The organism is Chryseobacterium contaminans (genome assembly GCF_001684955.1).
Lineage (GTDB): Bacteria > Bacteroidota > Bacteroidia > Flavobacteriales > Weeksellaceae > Chryseobacterium > Chryseobacterium contaminans.
Genome location: NZ_MAYF01000102.1, coordinates 1 through 6339, shown reverse-complemented (window position 1 = coordinate 6339; position 6339 = coordinate 1). Strand labels below are relative to the sequence as shown.

6 protein-coding genes are annotated in these 6339 nt (G+C 36.2%); 5 read left to right on the top strand and 1 reads right to left on the bottom strand.

Annotated elements, in window-relative coordinates:
* Positions 1-148 precede the first annotated feature (148 nt).
* On the bottom strand, positions 149-1222 hold the full coding sequence (locus BBH99_RS07585; RefSeq protein WP_066694119.1) for a thrombospondin type 3 repeat-containing protein: 1074 nt from the start codon (positions 1220-1222) through the stop codon (positions 149-151).
* Between the two features lie 269 nt (positions 1223-1491).
* Here BBH99_RS07585 and BBH99_RS07580 point away from each other — a divergent pair, with 269 nt between their 5' ends.
* From BBH99_RS07580 to BBH99_RS07560, 5 genes are all read left to right on the top strand, one after another.
* A complete protein-coding gene (locus BBH99_RS07580) occupies positions 1492-2910 on the top strand; it encodes a TolC family protein (RefSeq protein WP_066694116.1) in 1419 nt (472 codons plus the stop codon).
* Between the two features lie 11 nt (positions 2911-2921).
* Entirely contained in the window at positions 2922-3878 is a 957-nt protein-coding gene (locus BBH99_RS07575) for an HlyD family secretion protein (RefSeq protein ID WP_066694121.1), read from the top strand.
* A 77-nt stretch (positions 3879-3955) separates the two neighbouring features.
* Positions 3956-5164, top strand: coding sequence for an ABC transporter permease (locus tag BBH99_RS07570; RefSeq protein WP_066694114.1), 1209 nt, complete (start codon positions 3956-3958; stop codon positions 5162-5164).
* Positions 5165-5424: 260 nt separating this feature from the next.
* Positions 5425-5880 (top strand): DUF1569 domain-containing protein, encoded by a 456-nt coding sequence (locus BBH99_RS07565; RefSeq protein ID WP_066694112.1) that lies wholly within the window; start codon positions 5425-5427, stop codon positions 5878-5880.
* A 10-nt stretch (positions 5881-5890) separates the two neighbouring features.
* Positions 5891-6339, top strand: a 449-nt coding sequence (locus tag BBH99_RS07560; RefSeq protein WP_066694120.1) for a hypothetical protein, incomplete at its 3' end; no start/stop codon positions are given.

Below are 6339 nucleotides of genomic sequence, written 5' to 3'. Positions count from 1 at the left end.
ACCAAAAGACATCGAAGTTCGTTACAGAGTGTTAAGACCTGATAACGCAATGAAAAAAGCAGTTCAGAAGTAAAATTTGCAAGCTTATTATAAATAGAAAACTCCTCACAGTGATGTGGGGAGTTGTTGTTTAAATAAAATCAATTAATTACGTGATCCAATGATCAATGATCTGCACATTCCATCCGTCGGAAGTTCTTTTGATAAGATAAGTATATCCTGTAGTATCTGAATTCACTAACAAAATGTAGGTATCCTTAAGTTCATCACAATGGAACATTTTGCTGTAAAAAATATCCGTGTTGTAGGAATGAGTAAATGCTTTATAGGAAACATATTCCTTTGAGCTCATAAATATGATTTTTTCATCAAAAGGCTCAATCCTTCTCAGGTTTTCATCATCCGTCACAATAACCTTATGTCGTAATGAATTTATAAAATCAAGTCTTTTGGCAGGCACATCTTCTCTTTGTTTTTTCATATCCTCTTTAAAGGTTGTCAAATTAATATTGAACTCCTCATTTAACGGATCTGCTTTCTGAACAAACTCATAGTAGCCATACAAAACTCCCTCCCAAAGTCTTGTGAAATCATTATCCGGGTTTTTGTATCTGGGATTTTTATCCTCAACATCATTGATGCCGTCTTCATCCGTATCATTTGAGTAAGGATTGGTAAAAAGCATTTTAATTTCCTCAATATCATTAATTCCATCTCCATCGGAATCTTTGGTTATTTCATTGAGATCAAGAGTGAGCAGGGCATTGTCTTTTACTATTTCATATACAGGATAACTATCAGGTAACATTGTTGGCTTCTTCATGCGTCTGATATCAGCTTCTATCTGAAGGTGTTCATCATCTTTCCATAAAGAATATGGGGAATGAAGCTTTAAAAAATAGTTGTGATTCACAATTAATCCTGTAAAATAATTTCTCCATGTTTTCCCGTTATCTCTTGAAAGTCTTATATAATAACTTCTGAAATCATACCTTTCATCAGCATATAAAATAGCTTTTGAGCCATTGAGTTCCCCTTGCTTGATAATAAGATTACGGGGGATACCCGCTACCGTTTCTAAATGGTCTGTTTTTTCAGCTGAACTTCCTTTTTGGGGCTTTGTTTCAGGATTTATAAATTCTACAGAAACATAACTTGCAGGGGGAATCAGAACTTCTTCTTCAGACAGAAGACGAAAACGATTGGTTGAATATGAATTCATGCTATCCTTTAGTTTTTCCAATTGAAAACACTTGCAAGCCTTTGTTTCCTGAGAAAGAACAGTGCAAAAAGAAAGCGCTAAAAGTAGAGTTATAAATTTTTTCAAAGTTTTTTAGTTTTTAATTAAGATTTAAACGGATTAGATAAAACTTTATTTTAAAGACTTTTATACTTAAACAACTTTTAAACTTATTTTAAATTCACCGTTTTGTTAAATTATCTTTGAGTATTTTAACATTTTTTGCATTATATTTGTTATAAACATAAACCATGAAAAACAATTTATTGATTTTTACGTTTAGTTTTTTTGCTTTTCCTGCTTTTGGCTGGGCACAGTCTGCGCCGGACTTTAAAGAACTTCTGGATAGTGCAATGGTTCGGGACTCGAACCTGAAGATGCAGATTACCCAAAACAAACTTACCGATCTTGATGAACACAAGTTAAAAGATATCTTTCTTCCTACTCTGGAATTAAGCGGTAAAGCAGGTTACCTTAACGGAACAGCAAGACTTACGTCACCGGAAATTAATCTGGCCCCTTTCATCAATATCCCGGAAGGAACTTTTAACAACAATTTCAATGTATCAGGATTTTCTGGCGTTGCTAAAGCAGATGCCAAAATGCTTCTGTATTCAGGAGGGAAGGTAAAATACCTGAAAAAAGCAGTGGAAGAAAAAAAGAAGTCCGAAGATATTTTGTTGGAAAAAACAAAAGATGAAGTGATGGCCACTATTTCTAAAGCCTATGACCAGCTGGCATTGATCCATCAGTCTAAAAAGGTGTTGGATGAAAGTAAAAAAAGACTGGACATCAACAAGAAAACAGCAGATAAAGCTTTAGGTTATGGCTTAATTACTCCTTACGATCATAAGAAAATTGAACTGGCTCAGGCTACTTTAAATGCAAAAGTCGTAGAATATGAAGGGAAGAAAGAATTGCTTCTGACTCAGCTTTATATCTTAACAGGAATCAATAAGGAACGTCTGAGAATGATAGATCCGGTTTTATCTCCTGTAGAACTTCTGGCAGCAGAAAAAGGAATAGAGCAGAGAGCAGAAGTGCGTGCCCTTGAACATGGAATTGCTGCTGCAGACTATAAAATAAAAGCAGAAAGAACCTGGATGATCCCTAAAGTTCAGCTAATGGCTTCTGCGTATTATATCGGACTATATGGAAACCGTATTAAAAGTTCAGAAAACGTGGTTCCTGCTGTTCCATTACTTGGATACGAAGGCAAAAAACTGGACTGGAGCCCTAATAATGTAAATATTTTTCCTTTGATCACAGCAGGAGTTGGCTTTAAATGGGAGATTTTTGACGGAAAAGAAGGAAAACATGCTGAAGAAACAGCCAGAGTGGGTAAAGAAGTACTGCAGAATCAGAAAGAAGATGCATTGAAAAAATTATCATTGAATCTGGCCAATAACCAGACCAATTATGATATTGCTACGGCACAGATCACTTTAAAAGTCAAAGAAAAAGAACTGGCTAAAAATGCATTGGTACAGGCTGAAAAAGAATTCAGATACGGAATGAGCAAATCATCCCAGCTTATTGATGCGGAAAACGATCTTGAGGCAGCTGAACTGGAATATCAGAATGCTATTTTCAACCAGAGAAGAGCAGGAATAGAACTGATGAGGTCCACTCAGGAACTGGATATTACCAAATTTTATTTAATCCCATAAAAATTAAAATGATGCATAAAAATATAGCTATAGTCTTTGCTTCTCTGTTTTTACTGGGAAGTTGTGATAAGAAAAACGAAAAAATAAAAGAGCCTGAAGGAAAAACCAAAAAGGATGTCATTTCATTTGCTCCAAAAGTAACCGGAAGGATTTTAAAAATATATGTTTCTGAAGGGCAGACAGTAAAAAAAGGAGATACCCTGGCTCAGCTCGATGTGCCGGAAGTTTCTGCAAAAATTGCTCAGGCACAAGGAGCCGTAAGTGCTGCAACAGCTCAGGAACAGATGGCTAAAAACGGAGCCACACCCGATCAGTTGAGACAGCTTCAGGCAAAATATAAAGGATTGAAAGAACAGTATGAATTTGCACAGAAATCCTACAGAAGAGCTAATAATATGTTCCGGGATAGTTTAATGTCTCCACAGGCACACGATGAAATCTATGCTAAACTTCAGGGAGCAAAAGCGCAATATGATGCGGTAGTTGCAGAGCTGGATGATGTGAACAGAGGAACCCGTTTTGAAAAAGTGGAAATGGCAGCGGGACAGGCTTCTCAGGCAAAAGGAGCATTACAGGAGGCCAATGTAGCCTACTCGGAAAGATATGTCATTGCTACCAATGATATGGAAATTGAAACCATCAGCTTAAATACAGGAGAGCTGGCTACGGCAGGATTTGCTTTGTTCAACGGATATATTCCTGAAAGTACTTACTTTAGGTTTACAGTTCCGGAAAGCTCTATTTCAAAATATAAGAAAGGTCAGAATGTAAATATGCAGATCGTTTATAATAAAGAGAACTTACAGGGAACAATTGTGTATATCAAACAATTGACGAGGTATGCAGATATTACTACGGCTTATCCTGATTATCAGTTGCAGGATGCTATCTACGAGATTAAAGTAAAACCAACGGATATGAATAAGGCTAAAAGTCTTTTGGTAAATGCCAATGTTATCCTGAAATAATTATGAAACGGAACAGGACGGTTAGGCTCAATACTTAAAGCTTACCGTCTGGTTATTTAAAATATTAAATTATACAGATGAAAGAATTTTTCCGTCTTTTAAAACGCGAGTTCAAGCTTTTTTTCAGCAATTCAACCTTGAGAACAGTGTTCTTTGTGGCGCCGATCTTTTATGCTACCTTGCTGGGGTTTGTTTACCAAAGCGGAAAAGTTGAAAATACACCTGTATTAGTAGTCGATAGGGATAATACTCCTTTATCTAATCAATTAACGGAAATGTTGGATGATAATAAGAGTATTAGGATCATCAAATATATCCAGGAACCTTTGAGTATAAAAGATGAGGTTATTCGGCATGAAGCAGCAGCTGTGGTGATTATCCCATCCCGTTTTGAAGGCGATATGCTTCAGAAAAAATACCCTGAACTGAATGTTTATATCAATACAGGAAACGTTTTAACAGCCAATTTTGCATCCAAAGCACTTCAGCTTACGATAGGAACATTTTCAGCCGGAGCATCCATTAAAGCATTGCAGAAAGCCGGAATGCCTGCTGCCAAGGCGGCAACACAATATGAGCCTTTTAAAGCGAATTATATTACTCTTTTCAACACTACCGGAAACTATCTGATCTTTATGTGGCCGGCGATGTTGGCAGTAGTGTTACAACAGGTTATTTTGCTGGCAATGGCAGTAAGTTTTGCAGCAGAATTCCAAAGAGGATCTTTTGTAAAGGAATATGTGAAAATGAAGAAATGGGCATTTCCAACCATGTTGATTAAAGTAATCCCAATTTGGGTATCTTCTGTTCTTATTGTGGGTATCTATTACTTTATGCACATGATCTTCAGGGTACCGATGCCGGAAGGAATATTTAATTTTATTCTTCTGACAGCTGTTTTTGTAGGTTCCGTATCATTCCTTGGAGTTTTCATCAGTATATTGATTCCGGATGCTTTGAAGGCTACACAGATCCTGATGGTAATTGCTTCTCCAGCATTTATCATCAGTGGATTTACATGGCCATTAAGCGCAATGCCGGCATTCGTCCAGTTTATTGCCAATATCATCCCACTAACTCCGTTTTTACAGGCTTTTAAAATCCTGTTGATTCAGAAAGGATCTGTAGAACTTACTTTCCCCTATCTGAAACATTTAAGTATTCTTTTAGTGGTTTATGCCATTATAGGATGGATTGCTTTAAAAATTAAGCTTTGGTTTATTTTCAAAAAAGCAGCACCGCAGGAAATTGCTCTGGAAGGAGCTTCTGAAGAGGAGGTTGAATAAATGATATCAGTTTGAAAAATGTAAATACCGAATGACGATCATGGTTTTCATTCGGTATTTGCGTTTTATTACACATCAAATGACGGTTTATAGTAGAGAATAGTCTTGGAAAAGATAAAAAGTACACTAAAACTACTCTCACACTCTAAAACCCTCGTACTCTAAAACTCGTCCCCCGAATCTCACAACAAAAAAATCTCTCACTCTAAAAATCAAACAAAAAAACTGATATATTTGTCTGTAGTAAAAACAGATCGTATATGGAAAATGTATTTGACGCAAAAGACGCTCAAAACTATATTGATAGAATAAACAGACTGGTAGAAGATACACATGGGTTATGGGGGAAAATGACGGTGGATCAGATGTTGGCGCACTGTTGTATCACCTATGAAATGGTATATGAACCAGAAAAACATAAAAAGCCGGGATCTATTGCGAAATTTATTTTAAAAACTTTTGTGAAACCTAAAGTAGTAGGTGAAAAAGCCTATCCGAAAGATTCCCCTACAGCACCTCAGTTTTTAATATCGGGAAGAAAAAATTTTGAAGAAGAAAAAAGAAGACTGATTGGTTTTATACAAAAAACCCAGCAATTGGGAGCAGAAGCTTTCGATGGCAAAGAATCTTTCTCTTTCGGGAAATTGAAAGCACAGGAATGGAATAACATGTTTGCAAAACATCTGAACCATCACCTGGCTCAATTCGGTGTTTAAAAATTACAATATGAAAAAACTTTTATTGCTCTTCATTCTGGCAGCTAATTTTGCGTTGGCACAAATGCCTGATATTTCAAATGCCTGGCTGAATAACAGTAAGCCTTATATCGGAACTATTGGAACTAAGGGACAGGAACTGAAACTTAAAATAAATATTTCTGAACAGAATAAAAAGAACGACCAGGAGTATTTTGTTTCAGGATATTCTCTTGTAGATACCAATTATGCCAAATTTGAAGGAACCATTACCATTTCAAAATATAAGGATTCTAAAAAGCAGGGAACTGTATTTGGAGAATACGAACTGGCTGAAGAGAATAAAGGAAAACATTCCGGAGTTTTTAAAGGACGATTCGTTTATAACTTTAAATGGAACAGGAAAACTGAAAAAGTGGAAGGGCAATATATTGAACTGATTGGTGACTGGAAAAGCTATGATGGAAGCCTAACCTTCAA

Excerpts from the sequence above, each read along its gene's own strand:
- BBH99_RS07580 (WP_066694116.1), top strand. The coding sequence starts at position 1,492 with ATGAAAAACAATTTATTGATTTTTACGTTTAGTTTTTTTGCTTTTCCT.
- BBH99_RS07585 (WP_066694119.1), bottom strand. The coding sequence starts at position 1,222 with ATGAATTCATATTCAACCAATCGTTTTCGTCTTCTGTCTGAAGAAGAA.
- BBH99_RS07575 (WP_066694121.1), top strand. The coding sequence starts at position 2,922 with ATGCATAAAAATATAGCTATAGTCTTTGCTTCTCTGTTTTTACTGGGA.
- BBH99_RS07570 (WP_066694114.1), top strand. The coding sequence starts at position 3,956 with ATGAAAGAATTTTTCCGTCTTTTAAAACGCGAGTTCAAGCTTTTTTTC.
- BBH99_RS07565 (WP_066694112.1), top strand. The coding sequence starts at position 5,425 with ATGGAAAATGTATTTGACGCAAAAGACGCTCAAAACTATATTGATAGA.